Origin of the sequence: Sphingomonas azotifigens NBRC 15497, assembly GCF_002091475.1 — a bacterium.
Taxonomy (GTDB): Bacteria; Pseudomonadota; Alphaproteobacteria; order Sphingomonadales; family Sphingomonadaceae; genus Sphingomonas; species Sphingomonas azotifigens.
Map to the genome: position 1 here is coordinate 33,330 of NZ_BCTR01000011.1, position 24,878 is coordinate 58,207.

The 24,878-nt window shown below is 67.3% G+C and carries 26 protein-coding genes; 16 read left to right on the top strand and 10 right to left on the bottom strand.

The window, feature by feature from the left end; all coding sequences use genetic code 11:
• Nucleotides 1-88: 88 nt before the first annotated feature.
• The 10 genes from SAZ01S_RS05085 to SAZ01S_RS05130 all read right to left on the bottom strand — a co-directional run bounded on the left by SAZ01S_RS05085 (nt 89) and on the right by SAZ01S_RS05130 (nt 12,005).
• Entirely contained in the window at nt 89-1,246 is a 1,158-nt protein-coding gene (locus SAZ01S_RS05085; RefSeq protein ID WP_084580696.1) for an isovaleryl-CoA dehydrogenase, read from the bottom strand.
• Entirely contained in the window at nt 1,243-1,614 is a 372-nt protein-coding gene (locus SAZ01S_RS05090) for a Rieske (2Fe-2S) protein (protein WP_084580698.1), read from the bottom strand. Before SAZ01S_RS05090 ends, SAZ01S_RS05085 begins: the two co-directional genes overlap by 4 nt.
• Nucleotides 1,615-1,768: 154 nt before the next feature.
• On the bottom strand, nt 1,769-3,046 hold the full coding sequence (gene hmgA, locus SAZ01S_RS05095; protein ID WP_084580700.1) for a homogentisate 1,2-dioxygenase: 1,278 nt from the start codon (nt 3,044-3,046) through the stop codon (nt 1,769-1,771).
• 317 nt (nt 3,047-3,363) lie between these two features.
• A complete protein-coding gene (gene hppD, locus SAZ01S_RS05100; protein ID WP_084580702.1) occupies nt 3,364-4,404 on the bottom strand; it encodes a 4-hydroxyphenylpyruvate dioxygenase in 1,041 nt (346 codons plus the stop codon).
• Nucleotides 4,405-4,455: 51 nt separating this feature from the next.
• Nucleotides 4,456-5,805, bottom strand: coding sequence for an FAD/NAD(P)-binding protein (locus tag SAZ01S_RS05105; protein WP_084580704.1), 1,350 nt, complete (start codon nt 5,803-5,805; stop codon nt 4,456-4,458).
• A gap of 25 nt (nt 5,806-5,830) precedes the next feature.
• Nucleotides 5,831-6,097, bottom strand: a complete 267-nt coding sequence (locus SAZ01S_RS05110; protein WP_010545163.1) for a DUF6356 family protein — start codon at nt 6,095-6,097, stop codon at nt 5,831-5,833.
• 302 nt (nt 6,098-6,399) lie between these two features.
• Entirely contained in the window at nt 6,400-7,269 is an 870-nt protein-coding gene (locus SAZ01S_RS05115) for an NAD(P)-dependent oxidoreductase (RefSeq protein ID WP_084580706.1), read from the bottom strand.
• Between the two features lie 57 nt (nt 7,270-7,326).
• Nucleotides 7,327-9,918, bottom strand: a complete 2,592-nt coding sequence (gene mprF / locus SAZ01S_RS05120; RefSeq protein WP_084580708.1) for a bifunctional lysylphosphatidylglycerol flippase/synthetase MprF — start codon at nt 9,916-9,918, stop codon at nt 7,327-7,329.
• 93 nt (nt 9,919-10,011) lie between these two features.
• Complete coding sequence (locus tag SAZ01S_RS05125; protein WP_084580710.1) at nt 10,012-10,776, bottom strand: AcvB/VirJ family lysyl-phosphatidylglycerol hydrolase; 765 nt, start codon at nt 10,774-10,776, stop codon at nt 10,012-10,014.
• Nucleotides 10,777-10,952: 176 nt separating this feature from the next.
• Nucleotides 10,953-12,005, bottom strand: a complete 1,053-nt coding sequence (locus SAZ01S_RS05130) for a potassium channel family protein (protein WP_245824619.1) — start codon at nt 12,003-12,005, stop codon at nt 10,953-10,955.
• Nucleotides 12,006-12,150: 145 nt separating this feature from the next.
• Between SAZ01S_RS05130 and SAZ01S_RS05135 the strand changes: the two genes are divergently transcribed.
• From SAZ01S_RS05135 to nuoI, 16 genes are all read left to right on the top strand, one after another.
• Nucleotides 12,151-13,143 carry a L,D-transpeptidase family protein gene (locus tag SAZ01S_RS05135; protein ID WP_245824621.1) on the top strand — a complete coding sequence of 331 codons (993 nt, stop codon included), beginning with the start codon at nt 12,151-12,153 and terminating at the stop codon, nt 13,141-13,143.
• 183 nt (nt 13,144-13,326) lie between these two features.
• On the top strand, nt 13,327-13,908 hold the full coding sequence (locus SAZ01S_RS05140) for a M23 family metallopeptidase (RefSeq protein ID WP_084580714.1): 582 nt from the start codon (nt 13,327-13,329) through the stop codon (nt 13,906-13,908).
• A gap of 40 nt (nt 13,909-13,948) precedes the next feature.
• Nucleotides 13,949-14,512: an elongation factor P gene (efp, locus tag SAZ01S_RS05145; RefSeq protein ID WP_010545156.1), complete on the top strand. Its 564-nt coding sequence runs from the start codon at nt 13,949-13,951 to the stop codon at nt 14,510-14,512.
• Between the two features lie 119 nt (nt 14,513-14,631).
• On the top strand, nt 14,632-15,447 hold the full coding sequence (locus SAZ01S_RS05150; RefSeq protein WP_084580716.1) for an inositol monophosphatase family protein: 816 nt from the start codon (nt 14,632-14,634) through the stop codon (nt 15,445-15,447).
• 327 nt (nt 15,448-15,774) lie between these two features.
• On the top strand, nt 15,775-16,149 hold the full coding sequence (locus SAZ01S_RS05155) for an NADH-quinone oxidoreductase subunit A (protein ID WP_084580718.1): 375 nt from the start codon (nt 15,775-15,777) through the stop codon (nt 16,147-16,149).
• The gene (locus tag SAZ01S_RS05160; protein ID WP_066718245.1) at nt 16,140-16,679 is read left to right on the top strand and encodes a NuoB/complex I 20 kDa subunit family protein; all 540 of its coding nucleotides are present in this window, start codon (nt 16,140-16,142) and stop codon (nt 16,677-16,679) included. The genes SAZ01S_RS05155 and SAZ01S_RS05160 overlap by 10 nt, the downstream gene beginning before the upstream one ends.
• A complete protein-coding gene (locus SAZ01S_RS05165; RefSeq protein WP_084580720.1) occupies nt 16,676-17,446 on the top strand; it encodes an NADH-quinone oxidoreductase subunit C in 771 nt (256 codons plus the stop codon). The genes SAZ01S_RS05160 and SAZ01S_RS05165 overlap by 4 nt, the downstream gene beginning before the upstream one ends.
• Nucleotides 17,443-18,672, top strand: a complete 1,230-nt coding sequence (locus SAZ01S_RS05170) for an NADH-quinone oxidoreductase subunit D (RefSeq protein WP_084580722.1) — start codon at nt 17,443-17,445, stop codon at nt 18,670-18,672. The genes SAZ01S_RS05165 and SAZ01S_RS05170 overlap by 4 nt, the downstream gene beginning before the upstream one ends.
• On the top strand, nt 18,672-19,340 hold the full coding sequence (locus SAZ01S_RS05175) for a complex I 24 kDa subunit family protein (protein WP_084580724.1): 669 nt from the start codon (nt 18,672-18,674) through the stop codon (nt 19,338-19,340). The genes SAZ01S_RS05170 and SAZ01S_RS05175 overlap by 1 nt, the downstream gene beginning before the upstream one ends.
• Nucleotides 19,340-19,510, top strand: a complete 171-nt coding sequence (locus tag SAZ01S_RS23960) for a hypothetical protein (protein ID WP_167693078.1) — start codon at nt 19,340-19,342, stop codon at nt 19,508-19,510. Before SAZ01S_RS05175 ends, SAZ01S_RS23960 begins: the two co-directional genes overlap by 1 nt.
• A complete protein-coding gene (locus SAZ01S_RS05180; RefSeq protein WP_084580726.1) occupies nt 19,510-19,773 on the top strand; it encodes a hypothetical protein in 264 nt (87 codons plus the stop codon). Before SAZ01S_RS23960 ends, SAZ01S_RS05180 begins: the two co-directional genes overlap by 1 nt.
• Nucleotides 19,773-21,077 carry an NADH-quinone oxidoreductase subunit NuoF gene (nuoF, locus tag SAZ01S_RS05185; protein ID WP_084580727.1) on the top strand — a complete coding sequence of 435 codons (1,305 nt, stop codon included), beginning with the start codon at nt 19,773-19,775 and terminating at the stop codon, nt 21,075-21,077. The genes SAZ01S_RS05180 and nuoF overlap by 1 nt, the downstream gene beginning before the upstream one ends.
• Complete coding sequence (locus SAZ01S_RS05190; RefSeq protein WP_084580729.1) at nt 21,074-21,304, top strand: hypothetical protein; 231 nt, start codon at nt 21,074-21,076, stop codon at nt 21,302-21,304. Before nuoF ends, SAZ01S_RS05190 begins: the two co-directional genes overlap by 4 nt.
• Complete coding sequence (gene nuoG / locus SAZ01S_RS05195) at nt 21,304-23,322, top strand: NADH-quinone oxidoreductase subunit NuoG (protein WP_084580731.1); 2,019 nt, start codon at nt 21,304-21,306, stop codon at nt 23,320-23,322. Before SAZ01S_RS05190 ends, nuoG begins: the two co-directional genes overlap by 1 nt.
• Nucleotides 23,319-24,368, top strand: a complete 1,050-nt coding sequence (gene nuoH, locus SAZ01S_RS05200; protein WP_084580733.1) for an NADH-quinone oxidoreductase subunit NuoH — start codon at nt 23,319-23,321, stop codon at nt 24,366-24,368. Before nuoG ends, nuoH begins: the two co-directional genes overlap by 4 nt.
• Nucleotides 24,365-24,850 carry an NADH-quinone oxidoreductase subunit NuoI gene (gene nuoI, locus SAZ01S_RS05205; RefSeq protein WP_010545143.1) on the top strand — a complete coding sequence of 162 codons (486 nt, stop codon included), beginning with the start codon at nt 24,365-24,367 and terminating at the stop codon, nt 24,848-24,850. Before nuoH ends, nuoI begins: the two co-directional genes overlap by 4 nt.
• Nucleotides 24,851-24,878 lie beyond the last annotated feature (28 nt).

Here is a 24,878-nt window from a genome sequence, read left to right on the forward strand (position 1 = left end):
GATGACCGACGAGCGAATCCGCGGCTGGGGGCGAAGTGCCCCACCCCAACCCCTCCCCTGAAGGGGAGGGGCTTAAGAAGAAGCGCGCTCACGCCGCCGCCCCCAGCAATTCGCGGCCGATCAGCATGCGGCGGATCTCGTTGGTCCCCGCGCCGATGTCGAGCAGCTTGGCGTCGCGGAGGAAGCGCTCGACCGGCCAGTCCTTGGTGTAGCCGGCGCCGCCCAGCGCCTGCACCGCCTCGCCGGCGACGCGGAAGGCGTTTTCGCTGGCCAGCAGGATCGCGCCGGCCGCGTCGAAGCGCGTCGTCTTGCCCGCGTCGCAGCTGCGCGCCACGGCATAGACATAGGCCCGGGCGGAATTGAGCGCGACATACATGTCGGCGACCTTGGCCTGCATCAGCTGGAAGCTGCCGATCGCCTGGCCGAACTGCTTGCGCTCGCGCAGGTACGGCAGCACGACGTCGAGACAGGCCTGCATGATGCCGAGCTGGATGCCGGCGAGCACGGTGCGCTCATAGTCGAGCCCGCTCATCAGCACCGCGACGCCGCCGTTGAGCGGGCCCATCACGTTCGCCTCGGGCACTTCGCAATCGGTGAACACCAGTTCCGAGGTGGGCGAGCCGCGCATGCCCATCTTGTCGATCTTCTGGCCGATCGCGAAGCCGGGCATGTCCTTCTCGATCAGGAACGTCGTGATGCCGCGCGAGCCTTCGCCGGTCTTGGCGTAGACCACCAGCGTGTCGGCGTACGCCGCGTTGGTGATCCAGAATTTGGTGCCGCTCAGCACATAGCCGCCCTGAACCTTCTCGGCCTTGAGCTTCATCGAGACGACGTCGGAGCCGGCACCGGCCTCGGACATCGCCAGGCTGCCGACATGCTCGCCCGAGATCAGCTTGGGCAGGTACTTGGCCTTCTGCGCTTCATTGCCCCAGCGGGCGATCTGGTTGACGCAGAGGTTCGAATGCGCGCCGTAGCTGAGCCCGATCGAGGCGGAGGCGCGGGCGACTTCCTCGCAGGCGATGACATGTTCGAGATAGCCGAGACCGAGGCCGCCATCGGCCTCCGGCACGGTGATGCCGTGCAGGCCGAGTTCGCCCATCGCGGCCCAGAGTTCGTCGCGCGGGAACCAGTCCTCGGCATCGATCCGCGCGGCCAAGGGCGCGATCTTGTCGCGGGCGAAGCGCGCGGTGGTGTCGCGGATCATGTCGGCGGAATCGCCGAGGGCGAAGTCGAAGTCGGGGGTCATGCTTTGTCCTCTCCAACGGTCACGATCATGCCGTCGATTATGGTTACGGGCCATGGAAGCAGTCGCGCGCCGACGCAAGGGCCGCCGACGCACCGGCCCTCCTCCACGGTGTAGAGCGCGCCGTGCCAGCTGCACTGGATATGGCTGGCGTCGGGGGTGAGATAGGCGTCGAGCTGCTGGGTCAGCGGCACGGGCATGTGGGCACAGCGATCGACATAGCCATAGACCTGGCCGCCGCGGCGGACGACGAAGCCGTGGAAGCGGCCGGCGCGCATCTCCAGCACGAAGTTGCGCGCGGTGCCGTCGGGGATCAGGTCGAGCGGGCCGAGCGTCACGCCGGCGGGGGTTTTCGTCAGTCGATCGGTCATGCGGTGGGGGAAACTTCCAAGTCTGCGTTCCCCTTCCGCTTGCGGGAGGGGTTAGGGGAGGGGCTGAGCGCTATCAGCGCTGCTGCCACGTCAGTCCCTCCCCCTACCCCTCCCGCAAGCGGGAGGGGAGCGTCTGCTGCGGCGGTAGAGCAGATCACGGCAGCTGTGCCTTGGGGAATCCTTCCCACACCGCGTCATAGTCCGGCTGGGCGTGCGCCAGCGCATGTTCGGTCGGGCGATAGGGCCAGCAGGTCTCGACCATGAACGCCATGGTACCGTCGATCTTGTGCGGCTGGAGCGCGGCCTCGGTCGCCCCGCGCCAGCTGGCCACATCGGGGCCGTGGCCCGCCATCAGGTTGTGGAGCGAGAGGCCGCCGGGCGCGAAGCCCTCGGCCTTGGCGTCATAGGCGCCGTGGATCAGCCCCATCGCCTCGCTCATCACATTGCGGTGGAACCAGGGCGGGCGGAACGTGTCTTCCGCCACCATCCAGCGCGGCGGGAAGATCACGAAATCGGCGTTGGCGCGGCCCGCCACGGTGGTCGGAGAGGTCAGCACGGTGAAGATCGAGGGGTCGGGATGGTCGAAGCTCACCGTGTTCATCGTGTTGAACCGGGCGAGATCGTAGCGATAGGGGGCGAGGTTGCCGTGCCACGCCACGACGTCGAGCGGACTGTGCGACAGGGTGGTTATCCACAGATTTGCCAACGACTTCTGCACAAGCTCGAACGGTTCGTCGCGGTCCTCGAACCAGGCGGCGGGGGTCTCGAAATCGCGCGGGTTGGCGAGGCCATTGGCGCCGATCGGCCCAAGATCGGGCAGGCGAAACGGTGCGCCGAAATTCTCGGCGACATAGCCGGTGGCGGCGCCCTCGGGCAGCAGCACGCGGAAGCGGACGCCGCGGGGGATGACGGCGATCTGGCCGGGGGCGATGTCGATGCGGCCGAGTTCGGTCAGCAGCGCCAGTGCGCCGGCCTGGGGGATGAAGAGCAGTTCGCCGTCCGCGTTGACGAACGCACGCGCGTCCATATCGCGATTGGCGGCGTAGCGGTGGACGACCACGCCCTCCAGATCGGCGGGATCGCGGGTGGCGAGCATCGTCTCCATGCCGTCGATCCAGTCGGCCGGCGCGGCGGGGGCGGGGATCGGGTCCCAGCGAAGGCGGTTGGGCGCGAGCGGCTTCGCCGGGGTGTGGGGCGAGAACAGGGGGGCGCCCGCATAGGGCTGGTAGGGCGGATGCTCGGCGCTGGGGCGCAGGCGGTACAGCCAGCTGCGGCGGTTCTCGGCGCGCGGCGCGGTGAAGGCGGTGCCGGAGAGCTGCTCGGCGTACAGTCCATAAGGCGGCCGCTGCGGGCTGTTGCGGCCGATCGGCAGAGCGCCGGGCACGGCCTCGGTGGAGACGTGGTTGCCGAAGCCGGGGAAATAGTGGGTCATGCCGATCGCATCCTACTCCATTTTCCTACCCCTGGACGCAGGGTGTCGCATTTGACCCGCCGTCCCCCTCACCCTTCCCACCGCCTTCGGCGGCGGGCCCCTTCCCTCTCCCACAAGGGGAGAGGGAGTTTTGGCGTACTTCTCCCTCTCCCCTTGTGGGAGAGGGAGGGAGCCGCGAAGCGGCGGAAGGGTGAGGGGGACAACGGCGCAACTGCGGTAGCTACGCCACGACCACGGCTTTGGTTCGTTCGGTGGGGCCGGGGTATGCCATGCTGTTCCTGCGGCGGCACCCCCGGCTCTCTCCCTCTCCGAACTTGTCAGGCGTCGACCTTGATCACGCCGCGGCGGATCTGGTCGAGCTCGATGCTCTCGAACAGCGCCTGGAAATTGCCGTTGCCGAAGCCTTCATTGCCCTTGCGCTGGATGATTTCGAAGAAGATCGGGCCGAACATCGTCTCGGTGAAGATCTGGAGCAGGATGCCCTCGTCGTTTTCCACCGAACCGTCGATCAGGATGCGGTTCTTGCGCAGCCGCTCGAGGTCTTCGCCGTGGCCGGGGACGCGCTTGTCGACCAGCTCGTAATAGGTCTCGATCGTGTCCTGCAGCCGCACGCCACGGGCGCGCAGGCGCTCGACCGTGTCGTAGATGTCGTCGGTGGTGAGCGCCAGGTGCTGGATGCCTTCGCCATTATATTCGCGGAGGAATTCCTCGATCTGGCTGTTGTCGTCCTGGCTCTCGTTGAGCGGAATGCGGATCGCCTTGTCCGGCGCGATCATCGCCTGGCTGAACAGGCCGGTTGCCTTGCCCTTGATGTCGAAATACTTCTGCTCCTCGAAGCCGAAGAGCGTGCGGTAGAATTCGCTCCACACCCGCATCTGGCCGCGGCGGACATTGTGGGTGAGGTGGTCGAGCAGGTCGAGCCCGACGCTGTTCTCGGCCTCGGCTTCGCGCCAGCCCGGGAACTCGGCCCAGTCGGCATAGAGGTCATGGCCGTCCTGGATGAAATAGAGATAGGAGCCGCCGATGCCCTGGATGACGGTATCGTCTTCGTCGGTCGGCTTGGCACCATGGGCGAGCGCCCATTTCATCGCTTCCACCGGGTCCGAGACGCGGAACGCCATCGCGCTCGCCGAGGGGCCATGCTCGCCACGGAAGGCGGCGACGCGGCCGGCATCGTCGCGGTTGAGCATCAGGTTGATGCGGCCCTGCTTGTAGCGGGTGATGTTCTTGCGCGGGTGGCGATGGGTGGGGACGAAGCCCAGCTGCTCGAACTGGCGCGCCATTGCGTCCGGATCGGGCGAGGTGAACTCGACGAACTCGAAGCCGTTGAGGCCGAGCGGATTGGCGGTATCGGTCATGGCCGACCTGATACCGCACTTCCCGATTTAGTGTCAAATGTTACCAGTTCGTCACAGACCCTCGCCGCCGACCCAATGTGCGTTGGAGAGGCGGCGGGCGACCGCCCAGGTCTGGGTGCGGATGTCGGGTACCGCGACGATCTCCCAGAAGGCGCCGCGGGTCATGGGTCCCAGCGCGTAGAGAGTCGCGTTGGCAGTGCCGTCGGCGGCGATGGTCTGGCCCTGGTTGTCGACGTCGATGCCGATATGCGCCGGATCGGGGCGGATCACGCCGCGGGCGGCGAGGCGCTGGAGCAACGGCTCGCGGCTGCGGGCGAGGTCGCCGAGCGGGCCGGTGCAGTTGACGATGCGCTGGGCGAGGATCGTCTCCGGCGCATCCTCTCCACGCGGGCGGAGGGTGACGGCAATGCCGTCCTGGCCCTCGATGAAGCCCAGCGTTTTGGCGGCGCGTATCTCCAGTTGGCCGCGGTCGATCAGCGCCTGGAGCCGGGCATGGACCTCGGGGGCGAGGCGGTGGCGGTGGACGTCCCACCAGGGGCGCAAGTGGCGGAGGAAACGGGCGCGCTCGTCCCCGCTGGCATTGGCCCACATCGGCTGGGTGAAGGGGCGAAGTTCGTCGACCGCGTTGCGCCAGCCGACCTGCTCGGCCCGCGCGCGCACCGCGCGGACGAGTGCGGATGCCCTGGTGCGGGGCCGCTCGCGGAGCTTGTCCCAGTCCTGCCCCGGGCCATGCGGGCGGGGCAGCAGGCCGCGGCGCGACACCGCGACGATCTTGCCGCTGAACCCGCGTGCCTCCAGCAGCAGCGCCACGTCGACCATGGTGAGGCCGGTGCCGATCACCAGCACGGTTTCGCTGTCGGAAAGGCCCTCGGGCACGCTCGGGTCCCACGGATCGCCCTTGTAGCGTTCGGCGGAAAGCGTGGCGGGGTCGAGGCCCGGCGGGTCGTGTGGCGGCAGGTTGCCGACCGCGAGCACCGCGGCATCGGCGCGCAGCGTGCCGTCGGTCAGTTGAAGCGTCGCGCCCTCGCCGTCGAAGGTCACGTCCTCCACCTCGCCTCGGACGAGGCGCAGGCGGTCCGGATAGCGGGCGAGCGCCTCGTCCAGCATCTCGCGCAGATATTCGCCGTAGACGCGGCGCGGCACGAAGCTGGTGGCGGCGTCCTCCACGCCGCGCGCTTCGAGCCAGCGGACGAGATGCGCGGGATCGTCGGGAAAGGCGCTCATGTTCGCGGCGCGGACGTTGAGCAGGTGCGACGGGTGGGCGGCGCCATAGGCGAGGCCGGTGCCCGCCACCGGGGCGCGCTCGATCAGCGTCGCGCGCGGGCCTTCGTGGCGGATGAGGTTGATCGCCTGGAGCGTGCCCGAAAAGCCCGCGCCGATGATGGCGACGTGTTCGATCATGGTTGCGGCTCCCCCGATGCCGGCGTCAGATTTCGTAGTCGAGCTGCCACTCGGGCTGGCGGAAGGCGGGCTGCTGTTCGGCAAAGGCGGGCTGGCGCGCCTTCATCTGGGCATAGAGCCGCTTCACCGAGTCGCTCGCGGTGCGGACGAACAGGAAGGGCAGCACCGCATGGACGATGCAGGCGGCGCCGCCGACCATCATCGTCACGCCGAACCGGGCCGCAGTGGCGGCATGCTCGCCATAGCTTTCGCCGACGCTGCGGGGATGGGCGAGGAAAAGCCGAGTGATCATCTGGGAAATGTACGCGGGATCGGGGCAGGGGGGAAGGGTGTCCTGTCCTGAATTCAGGTCCTCTGGCGCGGTAGCGGAGGGCGCCTCGCATTCGGAACTTGCCACGTCTCAGCAGCGCGTGCTCCTCCCCCTTGACGGGGGAGGATAGCGGAGCTTGGCAGCTTGCTGCCTAGCGAAGCTTGGAGAGGGTGAGCGGCTGCGGAGCAGCCGCGCGATTTGCGGAATGCAAATCGCTCCCTCTCCCTCCCACCGCCTTGCGGCGGCGGGCCCCTCCCTGCCCCGCGAGGGGGGAGGGAGAATGGTCAAAGCTTGGCGATCGTCTCGGCCAGCGCGGTCACGTCGACGTCGGTGCCTTCGGTCTTCACCGTCTCGGTAAGGTGCGCGCGCACCAGGTCGAGCAGCGGCATCTTGGCGCCGACCGCTTCGGCTGCCTCGCCCGCGAGACGGATGTCCTTCAGGCCCAGCGGTGCAGCGAAGCCGGCCGGGCGGTGGCGGCGCTCGGCGATCGGCGGGCCATAGACCTTGTGGATCGCGCCGTCGAAGATCGTGCCGGCGAACACCTCGAGCATCTTCTCGCGCGACACGCCGCCCTTCTCGCCGAGCGACATCGCCTCGCCATAGGTCTCGACGGTGGCCATGATCATGAAATTGCCGGCGAGCTTCACCAGATTGGCCGCCGAGGGCTTGTCGCCCATCGGATAGGTGACGCGGCCCAGCGCATCGAGGATCGGCGCGGCGGCCTCCATTGCCTCGGGCGCCCCGGCGGCGACGATGGCGAGCTTGCCCTGCGCGGCGACCGGCGGCCGGCCGAACACCGGCGCCGAGACGAACCGATGCCCGGCATCGGCATGCCGCGCCGCCAGTGCGTCGGCCGTGGCCACCGCAATGGTGCTGTGCGACAGGTGCAGCGCGCCCGGCGCCATGCCGGCGAGAATGCCGTCCTCGCCCGCCAGGATCGCCTCCAGCGCGGCGTCGTCCGCCACCATCGTCAGCACGGCCTGCGCGCCGTCGGCGGCTTCGCGCGGCGTACGGGCGAGGCGGGCGCCACGGTTGGTGAGCGGCTCGGCCTTGTCGGGCGAGCGGTTCCAGACGGTGAGCGTGTGGCCGGCATCGAGCAGCGCACCGGCCATGCCGATGCCCATCTGTCCGAGGCCGAGAAATGCGAGGTCCATGCGTGTCTCCCTGGTTGCGCCGCAGCATGTGGGGTGCTGGGCGCCGAACCCAAGGGCCTATCCGCCGATCAGCACCGCTGCGTCAATCAGCGCCCGCGGCACCGATACGCCCGGGGAGGTGCCGATATAGCGCGGCACCCAGGCGGGTCCGAACTTCTGCTTGAACGATCGCAGCCCCGAAAAGCCGTAGATCCGCTCGCCATGGCCATAGACCGCCGCCCCCAGCCGCGACCAGATCGGCGCGAGCGGGCCGGGCTTGAGGCCCGATAGCGGCGCCATGCCGAGGTTGAACCGCTGGAACCCCTGCGCCGCGCCATATTGCAGCAGCCGCACGAACAGCAGGTCCATCGCGCCATAGGGGGTGTCCGGCCGGTGGCGCATCAGGTCGACCGAGATTTCCTCGCGATTGGGCGTCTCCCACAGATTGGCGAAGGCGACGATCTCGGCGTCCAGTCGCAGCACGGCGCAATCGAAGTGCGAGAGATAGTCGGCGTCGAAGCGGCCGAGGCTGAAGCGCTTCTCGGCACCGGGCTTGTCCGCCAGCCAGGCATCGGAGACGCGCTGGAGTTCGGGGAGAATGGCGGGAACCTGCACGGCGGGCACCACCTCGAACACCAGCCCTTCGCTGGTCGCCCGCTTGACCGAATAGCGCAGTGACTTGAACTGGCCGCCCTTGAGATCATAGCCTTGGCGGAGATCGACCACGGCCTCCTCGCCATATTTGAGCGGCTGGAGGCCGAGCTCGACGACTAGCGGCAGCATCGCGGCGCTTACCTGGAACAGGCAGAGCCGCCCGCGCGCGGCATCGCAGCGGCGGCGGATCTCCCAGATCAGCTCGGACCAGGCTTCTTCCGGGCCTACCGGATCGCCCATCACCACCCAGGTGCGGCCCTGGACGCGGTACATCAGGAAGGCGTCGCCCGAGGTGGAGACGAGGAAGTCCTTGTCGCCGGTATAGGCGAGCATCGCATCGGCCCGGCTGGTAACCGCGATCGCGCGCGCCGCCACTTGCGGATCGAGCGCCTGATGCTCGCGCACCCGGGGGGCTGCGGACATCAGCCGCCAGAAGGCCCAGCCGACCAGCAGCATCGTCGCGCCCAGCGTTGCGCGCAGGAACCGGGGGGCGTTGCCGCGCCAGGCGAAGTCCCACCACAGGTCGTCGCTGTACGGCACCCGCTTGTAGGCGAAGAAGCCGGCCCAGGCGCTCAAGAGCAGCGCGATCAGCGCCGCCGCCCACCACCAGCGCGCGACCGGCGCCGAGCCGATCCCGGCGCTGCGATAGAAGCCGGGCCGGGCATATTGGAGGAGCCCGGCGACGATCAGCAGCACCGTCGCTTCTTCGTAGTCGATGCCCTTGGCGATCGAGAATATCGCGCCGGCGACCAGCAGCAACCGCGCGGCGTAGAAGCCGCTCTTCAGCCGCGCCTGCACCGCCGGGGCGATCAGCAGCAGCGCGGTGCCGACCAGGCTCGCGGCGAAGTGCGAGCCTTCGACGAAAGGCAGCGGCAGGATGCCGTGGAGCGGATGCATCCGGCCATGGGCGGGCGGCAGCGCGCCGGAGACGAGCAGCACCAGTCCGCCGCCGAACACCAGCAGCGCGAGCAGCGGCGGGACCAACGCCTGGCCGATCCGGTGCGCGACTCCGAGCCCGGAGGCGATCGGCCGGCGAAGCCGTCGCCCCTCGATGCCGACGAGCAGCGTACCCGCGACCAGCAACGGCAGGAGATAGTAGATCAGCCGGTAGAGCAGCAGCGCCGCGAACAGGTCGCCGCGGCCGATCGGCACCAGCGCGAGCATCACGGCCTCGAACACGCCGATGCCGCCGGGCACATGGGTGATGAGCGCGATCACGATGGCGAGCGCATAGGCGAGGAAGAAGCTGCCGATCAGTGCCGGATCGGCATGCGGTACCAGCACGAACAGCGCGCCCGATGCGCAGGCAAGGTCGATCGCGGCGACGCCGATCTGGGCGGCCATCAGCGACGGGAGCGGCAGCGGCAGGGTGGCGCTGCCGAGGCGCAGCTCGGTCAGGCCGCGCGCTCGCGCCACGAACAGCAGAGCGAAGGCGATCGCCAGACCGGCCCCGGCGACGTGCAGCAGCGCCAGCGGCGCGGTCTGGCCGAACAGCGCGAGCGGATGCTCGGCGCCGAGCAGCGCCACCGCCGTTACCGCGAACACGCCGCCCCAGAAGGTGCCGCTGGCGATCAGCGTCACTCGGGCGACATCGGCGAAGTCCAGGCCCGCCGCGGCATAGGCGCGCAGCCGCGCGGTGCCGCCGGTGAGCAGCGACAGGCCGAGATTGTGGCTGATCGTGTAGCTGGTGAACGAGGCGAGCGCCGCCGTGCGCCATGGCAGCCGGTAGCCGATCGCGCGCACCGCGAACCAGTCGTAGAGCGTCAGCGCCAGATAGGAGGCGGTGGTGAGGCCCAGTGCAAGCGCCAGGCGGATGCCCTCGATCTGGTGCAGCGCGTGGCGGACGTCGCGCAGGCGCACCTCGCGGAGGATCGCGCGCATCGCCTCGAAGCCGAGCAGCGCGAGCGCCAGCACCAGCAGGATCAGGATCGCGCGACGATGGCCGCGCAGCCAGTCGCGCAGGTCGCGCACCGGCTTGCCCTCGTCTTCCGCCACCGCGTTCGCTTTCGCCTGCATCGATCTCCCCGGCCGGCACCTCAGGGTACTGGTCCGGCAAGGCTTTATCGCCGCGCGGGGCGGGGGGCAATCGAGCGGCGCGGGCCCGGCCGCTTAGGGTGCAGGGGCGTCCAAATGCGTGTCGAGCACCGGCGCGAGCGCGGCGAACACGGTGCGCACCAGCAGGTCATGGTCCATGCGCAGGAAATGGCCGCCGGGCAGGGTGATCCGGCGGACATTGGGGGCGAGCAGGCTGGGGCACAGGCTGTCGGTCTCGTCGGCGCCGCGGATGCAGGTGACCGGCAGCCAGGTGAGCTTCCGCGCCGAGGCCGCGTCGGCATCCGGCGCGCCGACATAGGCGAAGCCGAGCGGATCGGCGCGGAAATAGGCAGCGGACCCTGGCACGACGAGGACCAGGGCCGCCACCTTTGCCCGCAGCGCCGGCGGCAGCGCGGCGACGCCGACGCGCGCCATGTCCGCGCCGAACGACTGGCCGATCACCACCACCCGGGTCGCGCCCGACCGGCGGGTGACCTCTCGAATCGCGGTTTCGAGCAGCGCCTGGACGTCGGCATGGGTCTGTCGCCGGGCGAAGGCAGTGGAACTCGCGACGGCATAGACCGGCACCCCGGCGCCCGACAGCGCCTCGACGACATAGGAGCCCATGCCGAAGCGGATCCCCATGTCCCCGGACAGGAACACCGCCGCGACCCGCGTGGTGCCCGGGCGATCGGGCATGCCGTAGAGATGGACCGGATCGCGATCGAGGAACCCGGCGCTCCAATAGACCCCGAACACGATCGCGGCGAGCAGACCGGCGAGGGCGGCAGCCCAGCGCTTCCAGGCGAGCCGTGTCGTTCGGGGGGAGGATGTCGCCATCGGTGCGCCTTTATGGGGTCGAAGCTGAAGGGGGGCTGAAGCTAGGTAGGCAAAAGCCCCTCCCCTTCAGGGGAGGGGTTGGGGTGGGGCTGTGTCTCACCGAGACCAACATGCGTTCTGGGATCCCTCCACCCCCAACCCCTCCTCCCAGGAGGAGGGGCTAAGGAGAAGGCCCCTCAAAACTTGTTCCTCCCCACCCGGATCTCCTGCCGGGTGGTGAACAGCGCGCGGGCGCCGGCGGCGACGTCGCGCATCACCACCAGCGCCTTGTCGCCGGGCTCGAGCCGCTCGTCGCGGGCGGGGCGGGGGATCGAGCGGCCGTCGGCGCGGTCGATCTGGACGATGAACACGCTGCCCTCGGCGCGCCGCTCGGCTTCCTCGACGCTCAGCCCGGCCATGGTGGCACCGGGCGCGACCTCGATCAGCTCGACGTCGAGCCCGAGTGCCTCGAGCTCGCCGCGCAGCCGGGCGAGCTGCGCATCGCCATGCACCTGCTGGCTGTGCGGGTAGAGGATCATCCGCGCCATCGCCTCGGCGCCGATATGGGTGGGGAAGACGACGCGATCGGCGCCGGCATGGATCAGCTTGCGCTCGGTGGTGGGGGCCTCGCCGCGCGCGATGATCTCCAGCCCGGCGTTGAGATTGCGCGCGCTCAGCGTGATGAACACGTTCGCGGCATCGTCCGGCAGCACCGTCGCCAGCGCCCGCGCCCGCTGGATGCCGGCGGCGATCAGCACGTCCTCCTCGGTGGCGTCGCCGGGCAGCGTGCACAGGCCCGCCGCTTCGGCTTCGGCGCGGCGCTCGGGCCCGCGCTCGATCACCACCACCGGCACGGCGGCGCGTGACAGTTCGCGGGCGAGCATCACCCCGATCCGGCCATAGCCGCAGATCACGACATGGTCGGCGAGCTTGTCGATGCGGCTCTGCATGCGGGTTGCTCCGAAAATACTCTGCAGTTGCAGGACGGTGAAGAACTGGACGAGCGCGCTGGTGAGCAGGATCATGCCGGTGCAGCCGAGCACCATCGTACCCATGGTCAGCGCATGGAGATAGGGCGTGTCGATCGGGCGGACTTCGCCATAGCCGACGGTGTAGATGGTCAGCACCACCATGTAGCTTGCGTCGGCGAAGCTCCAGCCGGCGGCCATATAGCCGATCGTCGCCAGCACCGCGACGGCGAGCACGAACAGCAGGATCGAAACGAGGTTGCGCACCGGCGAGCCGAGCACTTGTTCCGCTTCTGAAAGAATCCCCTGCATTGCGTTGATAAGGCCATGGCAAGCGCCGCTTGTCCATCGGGGTTTGCCCGGTCCGCAACCAGCGCGCGCGTGCGAACGTTTAGCGCCGATCGATGGACGGCTTGGGAGAGGTTGCGTGCGAAAATGGGTCCTGGGGTTTGCACTGCTGTCCGCATCGCCCGCGCTGGCGCAGGCACCCGCCCCGAAGCCCCCGATCGACATGAACCTCCTCCATGCCCAGGTGATCCTCGACCATCTCGGCTTCGGGCCGGGTATCCTGGACGGGCGCGCGGGCCAGTCGCTGACCGCGGCGGTGCGGGGACTGCAGGAAGCCCGCGGGCTCAAGGTGACCGGGGTGATCGACCCGGCGACGCTGGCGGTGCTCCACCAGTATCGCGCGCTGCGGCCGGTGCGCACGCTCGCGGTCGGCGCGGCGACGATGCAGGGGCCGTTCGTCGATCCGATCCCCAAGGATCTCGATCAGCAGGCCAGGCTCACGACGCTCGGCTATCGCAATCCGCTCGAGAAGCTGGCGGAGATGTTCCACACAACGCCGGAGGTGATCACCGCGCTCAACCCCGGCGTGACGACGATCAAGATCGGGACGATGCTGCGGCTGCCCAACGCGCTGCCGGGCTCGCGCAGCTATCCGGCGGACTGGAAGCCCGAATGGCGCCAGACGCTGAACATGCTCAACGTCGATCCGCGCCAGCCCCAGGCGGATCACCTCGTCGTCGACAAGTCCGAGGGGGTGCTGAAGGTCTATGGCGCGGGCAACCGGCTGCTCGCGCAGTTCAGCGCCACCATGGGGAGCGCGCATGATCCGCTGCCGATCGGCCGGTGGAAAATCAACGGCGTGGATACCAATCCCAAGTTCCACTATAATCCCAAGCTGTTCTGGGACGCCAAGAAGGGCGACGACCCGGCGATGCTGCCGCCGGGGCCGAACGGGCCGGTGGGCGTGGTGTGGATCGACCTGTCCAAGGAGCATTACGGCATCCACGGCACCCCCGAGCCGCAGACGATCGGCCGCACCGAAAGCCATGGCTGCATCCGCCTGACCAACTGGGATGCCGCCCGGGTTGCGCTGATGGTCAAGCCGGGGACGCCGGCGATCTTCCAGGAATAGCGCCGTGCGCGGTGCGGCCAAGCCATCCGCCTCGCGATCGTCATCCCGGCGGAAGCCGGGATCCATTCGCCTTTCGGTCGAAGCTGGCGCTGCGACGGTGACCCCAATGGATCCCGGCTTTCGCCGGGATGACGGCGTTCAGGTGGGCGGTGCTCTTCTGTCGCGGCTGTTCGGAGCAAGGCCATGAGTCGCTTCGGCCTGATCGCGGGGCTGGTGGTGGTGGCGCTGCTCGCGCTGCTGGTGTCGCGCGTGCGCTTCCTGCCGGCGGGGCAGGCGCCGCGCGTCCAGGCTGCGGCCCCGAAGCCGGTGGCCGCGCCGGCAGCGTCTTCCGGGCTGATCCTCCCGGTGCAGGGCGTCCCCGCGTCGGCGCTGCGCGACAATTGGGGCGAGCCCCGCGGCGACGGCAGCCGCGAGCACCATGCGATCGACATCCTCGCGCCCAAGGGGACGCCGGTGCTCGCCGCGGCGTCGGGCACGGTCGAGAAGCAGTTCGAGAGCGATCTCGGCGGCCACACGCTCTATGTCCGCACCCCCGACGGTGGGACGGTGCACTATTACGCGCATCTCGACACGATCGGCGTGCAAGAAGGCACGGCCGTCCGCCAAGGCCAGCCGATCGCCACCGTCGGCACCAGCGGCAGCGCCGATGGCGGCGCGCCGCACCTGCATTTCGAGGTCAAGCACATGGCGCCCGGCGAGGGCTGGTGGCAGGGCACCAACGTCGATCCCTATCCGCTGCTTGCGGGAAAGCCCGGGCGGAGCTAAAGGGCCCCGCTCAGCTCTTTCTCACATACAGGCACGATCCATGAAGATCAGCGGCGTGGACATCCGTCCCGGCAACATCATCGAATATGAGGGCGGCATCTGGCGCGCCGTCAAGATCCAGCACACCCAGCCCGGCAAGGGCGGTGCCTATATGCAGGTCGAACTCAAGAACCTGCGCGACGGCCGCAAGAACAATGTTCGCTTCCGCTCGGCCGAGACCGTGGAGCGCGTGCGCCTCGACACCAAGGATTTCCAGTTCCTGTATCCGGAAGGCGACATGCTCGTGTTCATGGACAAGGAAACCTACGACCAGACGACGCTGCCGCGCGACCTGCTCGGCGAGGCGGCGGCCTTCCTGCAGGACGGCATGGACGTGCTGATGGAGCTCTATGACGAAGAGCCGATCAGCGTGCAGCTGCCCGACACGATCGAAGCGACGATCGTCGAGGCCGATGCGGTGGTGAAGGGCCAGACGGCTTCGTCCTCGTACAAGCCGGCTGTGCTCGACAACGGCGTGCGCATCATGGTGCCGCCGCACATCGCATCGGGCACGCGCATCGTCGTCGACGTGTACGAGCAGACCTACGTCCGCCGCGCGGACTGATCTGCCGGCTTCGGCCGAACATGCGAAGGGAAGGGGACGGCAGGCCTGCGTCCCCTTTTCCCGTTTTCGGGTCAGGCCTTCCTTAGTCCCCCGCAGCAGCGGCAGGGAGAGAGATTGATATGGTAGCGCATTCCGGCCTTCTCACCGTCATGGACCGTGCCGCACGCAAGGCGGCCCCGCGGCTGCGTCGCGACTTCAACGAGGTCCAGCACCTGCAGGTCAGCCGCAAGGGCCCGGCCGATTTCGTGAGCATGGCCGACAAGCGCGCCGAGCAGACGCTGATCGAGGAACTGCGCAAGGCGCGTCCCGACTGGCGCATCCTCGCCGAAGAGGGCGGCGAGCTGCCGGGCGATCCCGACAAGCCGCGCTTCATCGTCGATCCGCTCGACGGCACCACCAATTTCCTCCACGGCATCCCGCATTTCTCGATCGCGATCGCGGTCGAGGATCCGAACGGCAGCCAGGGCAAGCCCGAGATCACCCATGGTCTCGTTTACCAGCCGTTGACCGACGAGAGCTTCTGGGCCGAGAAGGGCCGCGGCGCCTGGCTGCAGGACCAGCGGCTGCGCGTCTCGTCGCGCCGCGACCTGTCCGAGGCCCTGATCGCGACCGGCATCCCGTTCATGGGCCATGGCAATTTCGCCGAGTGGAGCCGCATCTTCGGTGCGGTGGCACCCGAAGTGGCGGGCATCCGCCGGCTCGGCTCGGCCGCGCTCGATCTCGCCTGGGTCGCGGCGGGCCGGTTCGACGGCTACTGGGAATCGGACCTGAAGCCGTGGGACGTCGCGGCGGGCATGCTGCTCGTCAAGGAGGCCGGCGGCTTCGTCACGGACTATCGCGGCCAGGACATGGCGATGCAGCGCAACCAGTTCCTCGCGGCGAACGACGGCCTCCATTCGAAGCTCCACAAGCTGGTCGCCAACGCGCTGCGCTGAGGCATCTCCGTGCGCGTACGGAGGCCGAAATGTACGTTGTTCCCGTCGCGTTATCGAAGTCTTTGTTCGTAAGACATTGAAATGCCTGGGTTGTCACGCCGTGCGAAGCAGGGCGGGGGAGCGTGAGCATGGCAGTGACCGGCCCAGGCGCCGGTCGACGGAACCGCGCATTCCATCCGAATTCATACGCTTGGCTGAAGCCGCTTCGGACCCATTCAGCGCGGCTTAACAATTGCGAATGATTCTCACCGGTTCGGGGCCTTGCCGCACTGGTTTCATGGTCCTAGAAGCCCCCCAAGATTCCGCAGTCGCGAGAAGAGAAGGCCATTGGTCGACCTGTCACAATATCTGCCGATCCTGATATTCCTTGGGATCGCCCTGTTGCTCTCGGGCACGTTCGTGTTCCTGCCGATGCTCGTGTCGCGCCTCACCGGCACGAACAAGCCGACGCCGGAAAAGCTCACCGAATATGAGTGCGGCTTCCCCGCCTTCGAGGATTCGCGCAGCCAGTTCGACGTGCGCTTCTACCTCGTCGCGATCCTGTTCATCGTGTTCGATCTGGAAGCCGCCTTCCTGTATCCGTGGGCGGTGAGCGTGTTCAAACTCGGTTGGACCGCGTGGTTTTCGATGATGATCTTTGTCGCCGAGCTGGCGCTCGGCCTGATTTATGCCTGGAAGAAGGGAGCCCTGGAATGGGAGTAGAGCTTTCGGCGCCGCCCCCGGCCGGTACGCTCCCGGACGTCGGCTTCCTGAACGACATCAATGCCGAGATTTCGGACAAGGGTTTCCTGGTCACCTCCACCGAGGAGCTGTTCCAATGGGCCCGTACCGGCTCGCTCTGGTGGATGACCTTCGGTCTGGCGTGCTGCGCGGTGGAGATGATCCACGTCAACATGCCGCGCTACGACATGGAGCGGTTCGGTGCCGCCCCGCGCGCATCGCCGCGCCAGTCGGACGTGATGATCGTCGCGGGCACGCTGTGCAACAAGATGGCGCCGGCGCTGCGCCGGGTCTATGACCAGATGTCGGAACCGAAATACGTGATTTCGATGGGCAGCTGCGCCAATGGCGGCGGCTATTACCACTATAGCTACAGCGTCGTGCGCGGCTGCGATCGCGTGGTGCCCGTGGACATCTACGTCCCCGGCTGCCCGCCGACCGCCGAGGCGCTGCTCTACGGCGTGATGCAGCTGCAGCGGAAGATCCGCCGCATCGGGAGCCTGGACCGGTGAGGGCGCCGGCTCCCCGCTATGCCGCCAACGACGGCGTGATCGAGGCGGCCAAGGCCGCGCTCGGCGACATGCTGGTCGAGGCGAAGGATGCCGTGGGCGAGGTGTCGCTCACCGTCGTCCGCGAGAAGCTGTGTGACGCGATGATCGCGCTGCGCGACACGCCGGGCCTGGAATATCAGCAGCTCAGCGAGATCGCCGGTGTCGACTATCCGCAGCGGCCTGAGCGCTTCGACGTCGTCTACCAGCTGCTCTCGTTCACCCGGAACCACCGCATCCGCGTCCGCGTCACCACCGACGAGGAAAAGCCGGTGCCTAGCGTGACCGACATCTGGCCGGTCGCCGGCTGGCTCGAGCGCGAGACGTACGACATGTATGGCGTGCTGTTCTCGGGCAATGACGATCTCCGTCGCATCCTGACCGACTATGGCTTCCAGGGGCATCCGCTGCGCAAGGACTTCCCGATGACCGGGTATGTCGAAGTGCGCTATTCGGAAGAGGCGAAGCGCGTCGTCTATGAGCCGGTCAGCCTGGCGCAGGACTTCCGCAACTTCGACTTCATGAGCCCGTGGGAAGGCGCCAAGTACGTCCTCCCCGGCGACGAGAAGGCGCCCGCCGCGCCGGTGCCGACGCCGCCGGTCAAGGAAGCCAAGACCACCGATACCCCGGCCCAGACCGGCGCCGGTCAGCCGCACCCGGGCAACCAGCCCGGCGAAAAGCCCAAGGATCCGGACGTCGTCCCGACCAAGGGCGAAGGGCAGAACAAATGAGCGATACCGTCGACAAGATCATGGAGCGCGACATCGACCCGGCGACGGGCGATACCTCGATCGCGAACTACACGATCAACTTCGGCCCGCAGCATCCCGCGGCGCACGGCGTGCTCCGTCTCGTCACCGAACTGGACGGCGAGATCATCGAGCGCATCGATCCGCATGTCGGCCTGCTCCACCGCGGCACCGAAAAGCTGATCGAGTACAAGACCTACACCCAGGCGCTGCCGTATTTCGATCGCTTCGATTACTGCTCGCCGCTGGCGATGGAGCACAGCTATGTGCTCGCGGTCGAGAAACTGCTCGATCTCGAGGTGCCGTTGCGCGGCCAGTATCTGCGCGTGCTGTTCGCCGAGCTGACCCGCATCTGCAACCACATGCTGAACCTGGGTTCGCACGTGATGGACGTCGGCGCGATGACGCCGAACCTGTGGATGTTCGAGATCCGCGAGGACTGCCTGAACTTCTTCGAGCGGGCTTCGGGTGCGCGCATGCACTCGAACTATTACCGCGTCGGCGGGGTTCGCCAGGACGTGCCGGTCAAGCTGCTCAACGACATCGCGGAATGGCTCGACACGCGCCTGCCGCAGCTGTTCGGCGACGCGATCAGCCTGGTCGCCGAGAACCGCATCTTCAAGCAGCGCAACGTCGACATCGCGATCGTGAGCCGCGAGGACGCGATCAAGTGGGGCTTCTCCGGCCCGATGATCCGCGCCGCCGGCATCCCCTGGGATATCCGCCGCGCGCAGCCGTACGACGTGTACGACCGCGTCGACTTCGAGATCCCGGTCGGCACCCGCGGCGACTGCTATGATCGCTTCATGGTCCGCGTCGAGGAAGTCTACCAGTCGGCCCGCATCATCAAGCAGTGCATCCAGGACATGCCGGAAGGCCCGGTCCTGACGCTCGATCGCAAGGTCGGTGCGCCGAAGCGCGGCGAGATGAAGCAGTCGATGGAAGCGCTGATCCATCACTTCAAGCTCTTCACCGAAGGCTATCACGTGCCGGCGGGCGAAGTGTATGTCGCGACCGAAAGCCCCAAGGGCGAATTCGGCGTGTATCTGGTGTCGGACGGCACCAACAAACCCTATCGCTGCAAGGTGCGCCCGACCGCGTTCAGCCACCTGCAGGCGATGGACTTCATGTCCAGGGGGCACATGCTGGCGGACATCACCGCCATCCTGGGCGCCATGGATATCGTTTTCGGTGAATGTGACCGCTGATGGCTGACGCTCCTCAACTCCCCGACGAAGCCGAAGTGCGCGCGCGCTGGGGCAATTTCGCCTGGACGCCGGCCAATGCCGAGAAGGCGCGCGAGATCATGGCGCGCTATCCGGCGGGCCGCCAGATGTCGTGCACCATCCCGTTCCTCGATCTGGCGCAGCGCCAGGTGGGTGCCGAGACGAACACGCAAGGGTGGCTGCCGGTTCCGGTGATCGAGTTCGTCGCCCGCGAACTGGACATGCCCTATATCCGCGTGTTCGAGGTCGCGACCTTCTACACCATGTTCAATCTGGTGCCGGTCGGCCGCTACCATGTGCAGGTCTGCGGCACGACGCCGTGCATGCTGCGCGGGTCGGACGACGTGATGGCCGCGTGCAAGTCGCGCGGGCTGAAGAAGGGCCACACCACCGCGGACGGGCTGTTCACGCTCACCGAGGTCGAGTGCATGGGCAATTGCGCGTCGGCGCCGATGGTGCAGATCAACGACGACAATTTCGAAGATCTCGATTATGATCGCACCCTCGCGATCCTCGACGCGCTGGCCAAGGGCGAGAGCCCCAAGACCGGCACGCAGGAGCCGGGCCGCCACACCGTCGAGCCGCTGGGCGGACCGACGACGCTTACCGCGATGGTCGGCGAGAACCATGACTATCGGGGCGAATGGTAATGGGTGGATCGAACAGCCTGATCATTACCATCCTGGCGATCATCGGCGGTATCGTCGTGCTGGGATGGGTGCTCAAGCTGGCGTTTCACCTGATCGGCATCGCCGTGCTGATCGGGCTTGCGGTGATTTTCTACTTGTTCGTCCAGAAGCTGGTAGGGAAGGGGCGCTGATGACCGCCATACCCCAGGACATTGCGAGCCACACGCTGGAGCTGCTGAAGCGGATCAGCGCGAAGGTGGACGCGATCGGCCTGGATCTCAGCGATCTCAAGGGTCGCGTGGCGGGTGTCGAGGATCTGGTGGCGACGGCGTCGCATCGCGTCGCCGGAGTGGAAGTGCAGATGAGTAATTTGATCAAGCGGATGGACCGGTTCGAACTGCGGATGGACCGCATCGAACGGCGTCTCGAACTCCGCGACGGGGCTGAAGGCTGATGTTGGAAGACAAGGACCGCATCTTCACCAATCTCTACGGCTACCAGTCGTGGCATCTCGACGCGGCGCGTGCACGCGGCGCGTGGGACAACACCAAGGCGCTGCTGGAGCTTGGGCAGGACACCATCATCGACCGCATCAAGGCCTCGGGCCTGCGCGGGCGGGGCGGCGCCGGCTTCCCGACGGGCATGAAGTGGAGCTTTATGCCGAAGAACCCGACGCCCGAGCGTCCGAGCTTCCTCGTCATCAATGCCGACGAGTCCGAGCCCGGCTCGTGCAAGGACCGCGAGATCATCCGCCACGATCCGCACCTGCTGATCGAAGGCGCGCTGGTCGCGGGCTTCGCGATGCGCGCGCGGGCGGCCTATATCTACATCCGCGGCGAGTATATCCGCGAAGCCGAGACGCTGTTCGCGGCGGTCGCCGAGGCCTATGCCGCCGGCCTGCTGGGCAAGAATGCCTGCGGTTCGGGCTATGACTTCGACGTCTTCGTCCATCGCGGCGCCGGCGCCTATATCTGCGGCGAAGAGACCGCGATGATCGAGAGCCTGGAAGGCAAGAAGGGCCAGCCGCGGCTCAAGCCGCCGTTCCCGGCAGGTGCGGGCCTCTATGGCTGCCCGACCACGGTCAACAATGTCGAGTCGATCGCGGTCGCGCCGACGATCCTGCGGCGCGGGCCGGAGTGGTTCGCCAGCTTCGGCAATGAGAACAACAAGGGCACCAAGCTCTTCCAGATCTCGGGCCATGTGAACAAGCCGTGCGTGGTCGAAGAGGCCATGTCGATCCCGTTCCGCGAGCTGATCGAAAAGCATTGCGGCGGCATCCGCGGCGGCTGGGACAATCTGCTCGCGGTGATCCCGGGCGGTTCGTCGGTGCCGCTGGTGCCGGCAGCCCAGATCATGGACTGCCCGATGGACTTCGACGGTCTGCGCGCGCTCGGCTCCGGCCTCGGCACCGCTGCCGTCATCGTGATGGACAAGTCGACCGACATCGTCCGCGCGATCAGTCGGCTCTCCTACTTCTACAAGCATGAGAGCTGCGGCCAGTGCACCCCGTGCCGCGAAGGCACCGGCTGGATGTGGCGCGTGATGGAGCGGCTGCGCACCGGCGACGCCGACATCAGCGAGATCGACACGCTGCAGCAGGTGACGAAGCAGGTCGAAGGCCACACCATCTGCGCCCTGGGCGACGCGGCCGCCTGGCCGATCCAGGGCCTGATCCGCCATTTCCGCCCCGAGATCGAGCGCCGGATCACCGAGCGCAAGGCGGGCGGCGCGGCGCCGCTGATGGAGGCCGCCGAGTGACCGACGACCGCGCCGACCTGATGCTCGAGATCCTGAAACGGATGCAGGGCGATCTGGCGTCGGTGCGGCGTGACATGACGTCTTTGGCGGTTCGCGTTTCCGCGCTCGAGGATTTCACCCGTGGGATCACCACGTCGATCTTCGGGATGCAGGCCGAGATTACCGCTATCAACCATCGGCTCGATCGGATCGAGCGTCGCCTCGATCTGACGGAAGAGACGGAATAATGCCCAAGCTCAAAGTAGACGGAATCGAAGTCGAGGTGCCCCAGGGCGCCACCGTGCTTCAGGCCTGCGAGGCCGCGGGCAAGGAAATCCCGCGCTTCTGCTATCACGAACGGCTTTCGATCGCCGGCAATTGCCGCATGTGCCTGGTCGAGGTGAAGCCCGGACCGCCCAAGCCGCAGGCTTCGTGCGCGTTGCCGGCTGCCGACAACCAGGAAGTCCGCACCGACAGCCCGATGGTGAAGGCCGCGCGCGAAGGCGTGATGGAATTCCTGCTGATCAACCACCCGCTCGATTGCCCGATCTGCGATCAGGGCGGCGAGTGCGACCTGCAGGACCAGTCGGTCGCCTATGGCCGTGGCCAGTCGCGCTATGAGGAAAACAAGCGCGCGGTCACCGAGAAGTATATGGGTCCCATCATCAAGACGGTGATGACCCGCTGCATCCAGTGCACCCGCTGCGTTCGCTTCGGCGAGGAAGTGGCTGGCGTGGAGGATATCGGCGCGATCTATCGCGGCGAGAACATGCAGATCACAACCTATCTCGAAAAGGCGTTCAAGAGCGAGCTTTCGGGCAATGTCGCCGACCTGTGCCCGGTCGGCGCGCTGACCCACAAGCCGGTCGCGTTCGAATATCGCCCCTGGGAGCTCAAGCGGAACCTGTCGATCGACGTGATGGATGCGGTCGGCACCAACATCCGCCTCGACAGCCGCGGCCGCCAGGTGATGCGCGTCCTGCCGCGCATCAACGAGGACGTGAACGAGGAGTGGGCGCACGACAAGACCCGCTACCATGTCGACGCGCTGGTCCGCCGCCGTCTCGACCGCCCGTTCGTCCGCAAGGACGGCAAGCTGGTCCCGGCGACGTGGGAAGAAGCGTTCGACGCGATTGCGGGCGTGGCCGCCACGGCGGGCTCGAGCGTCGCGGCGATCGCCGGCGACCTGCTCGATGCCGAGACCATGTATGCCGCCAAGGCGCTGGTGAAGGCGTTCGGTTCGGACCTGCTCGAAGGCCGCCAGACCGGCATGGCCTACGACACGTCGAGCCTGGCGGCAGTGGCGTTCAACACCACCATCGCGGCGCTCGAAGAGGCCGATGCGATCCTGCTGGTCGGCACCAACCTGCGCTGGGAAGCGCCGCTGGTGAACACCCGCGTGCGCAAGGCGATCAAGCGCGGCGCCAAGGTGTTCGCGATCGGCCCGCAGGTGGATCTCACCTACAAGGTCGAGTGGCTGGGCGACGATCTGGGGCTGCTGAACAGCCTGCCGGAAAATCTCGCCCAGGCGATCGACAATGCCAAGAAGCCGGCGCTGATCCTCGGCCCGGGTGCCCTGAAGAACGGCCATGGTGCCGCGCTCGCGATCGCGGGTGCCTTCCAGCGCGCCGCGACCGAGACCGAGGCGGCGTGGAATGGCTTCAACGTCGTCCACACCGCGGCGGCGCGGATGGCGGGCCTGATGCTCGGCTATGCGCAGAAGGGCGGCATTGCCGACATCGTTGCGGCCGCGCCGAAGCTCGCCTTCTTCCTGGGCGCCGACGAGGTCGACTTCTCGAAGTTCGCCGGCAGCTTCAAGGTCTATATCGGCCATCATGGCGACCAGGGCGCGCATCATGCCGATGTGATCCTGCCGGGCGCCACCTATGCCGAGAAGCCGGGCACCTATGTGAACCTGGAAGGCCGCGTGCAGCGCGCCGATCGCGCGGTGTTCGCACCGGGCGAGGCCCGCGAGGATTGGACGATCCTGCGCGCGCTCTCCGAAAAGCTTGGCCGCACGCTGCCGTTCGACAGCTTCGACGAGCTGCGCGCCGCGATGGCGAGCGAGGTTCCGGCGCTCGGCCAGGAAGGCCTTGCCGAGTTCGCATGGAACCCGCCGTCGCTCGCTTCGCAGGCTTCGGGTCCGGTGACCTATCCGGTCGCCGACTTCTATCTCACCAACGCCATCTGCCGTGCGTCGCCGACGATGCAGCGCTGCTCGGCCGAACTGCTCCATGGCGAAGACTTCGCAGAGGCCGCAGAATGACCTCCTGGTTCACCTATCTCGGCCTGCCCTTCGAGCTGGCCTGGACCGTCGCCACGGTCATCGACATCCTCGTCATCGCGCTGCCGGTGATGCTGGCCGTCGCGATGATCATCTATGCCGATCGCAAGATCTGGGCGGCGATGGCGCTGCGCCGCGGCCCGAACGTCGTCGGTCCGCTCGGTCTGATGCAGTCCTTCGCCGACGGCCTGAAGGTGTTCCTGCAGGAAACCATCGTGCCGTCGGGCGCGAACAAGGGCCTGTTCCTGCTCGCGCCGATCATCACCTTCACGGTCGCACTGATCGTGTGGGCGGTGGTGCCGTTCCAAGCGGGCGTCGCGCTGTCGAACATCAATGTCGGCCTGCTCTACGTGCTCGCGGCCTCGTCGCTGGGCGTGTACGGCATCATCCTCGCCGGCTGGTCGTCCAACTCGAAGTACCCGTTCTACTCGGCGATCCGCGCGGCCGCGCAGATGGTGAGCTACGAAGTCTCGATCGGCTTCGTGCTGATCTCGGTCGTGCTCTGGGCCGGCTCGTTCAATCTCGGCGCGATCGTCGAGATGCAGAAGGGCTATTACGGCTTCGTCAACGGCAACTTCGTCAACCCGCTGCTCTTCCCGATGGCGATCGTGTTCTTCATCTCGTCGCTCGCCGAGACGCAGCGCGCGCCGTTCGACCTGACCGAAGCGGAGTCGGAGCTGGTCGCGGGCTATCAGACCGAATATTCGTCGATGGCCTTTGCGCTCTACTGGCTCGGCGAGTACGCCAACGTCATCCTGATGTGCGCGCTCAACGCGACGCTGTTCTGGGGCGGCTATCTCCCGCCGTTTGACATTCCGGTGCTCTACATGGTGCCGGGCATTCTCTGGCTCTTCGCCAAGATGCTGTTCTTCTTCTTCTGCTTCAGCTGGGTGAAGGCCACCGTCCCGCGCTATCGCTATGACCAGCTGATGCGCCTGGGCTGGAAGATCTTCCTGCCGCTGTCGCTTCTCTTCGTCTTCCTCGTTTCCGGGTACCTCATGCTGACCCGGGTTGGAGTGCCCGCATGAGCGTCGCAAGTTTCGTCCGCACCTGGACTCTGTGGGAGTTCGTGAAGGCGCATGCCCTGACCTTGAAGTATTTCTTCAAGCCCAAGGCGACGATTAACTATCCATACGAGAAGAACCCGCTCTCGCCCCGCTTCCGCGGCGAGCATGCGCTGCGCCGCTATCCCAACGGGGAAGAGCGCTGCATCGCGTGCAAGCTGTGCGAGGCGGTGTGCCCGGCGCTGGCGATCACGATCGAGGCCGAACCGCGCGACGACGGCAGCCGCCGCACGACGCGCTACGACATCGACATGACCAAGTGCATTTACTGCGGCCTGTGCCAGGAAGCGTGCCCGGTCGATGCGATCGTCGAGGGGCCGAATTTCGAATTTTCCACCGAAACGCGTGAAGAGCTGATTTATCAAAAGGATAAGCTGCTCGCGAACGGCGATCGCTGGGAACGCGCGATTGCGGCGAACCTTGCCGCCGACGCGCCGTACCGTTAAGCGCCGCACCATTCAAAGGGGCCATCCG